The following is a 328-nucleotide window of genomic DNA, read 5'->3' on the forward strand; positions in this document are numbered from 1 at the left end:
TTTTTTCAAAAAAATCGTATTTTTCTTTTTTATTTTCTCCGCACGGTCTTTTGGCGCATTTTTTGTGCATTTTGCATACCGCGTTCCACGATTTCGCGTGGAAAACTCCCCCGCCTTTCAGGATGCACCGGAATGGGGCGCTTTATACAAAAAGGTCCTCTCCGTCAGGGCTCGCAGGCTTTGACGGAGAGTGTCATTCTTTACTTTTTCTGTTTCAGCTGTTCTTCCAGCCCATCCCGGGGATTGATGTAGAAGGTGGTGTACACCTCATACAGAACCATGCCGGGCTTTGCGCCGTTGGATTTCCAGATGTTCTTCACCTCGGTGG

At 47.9% G+C, this 328-nt stretch carries 1 protein-coding gene; it reads left to right on the forward strand.

Annotated elements, in window-relative coordinates; translation table 11 throughout:
* Positions 1-184, forward strand: a 184-nt coding sequence (locus P0G09_RS16595) for a hypothetical protein (protein ID WP_275253211.1), incomplete at its 5' end; no start/stop codon positions are given.
* Between the last annotated feature and the right edge of the window lie 144 nt (positions 185-328).

The sequence above is a fragment of the Faecalibacterium sp. DFI.5.82 genome, assembly GCF_029076575.1.
In the GTDB taxonomy this organism is placed as follows: domain Bacteria; phylum Bacillota; class Clostridia; order Oscillospirales; family Ruminococcaceae; genus Faecalibacterium; species Faecalibacterium duncaniae.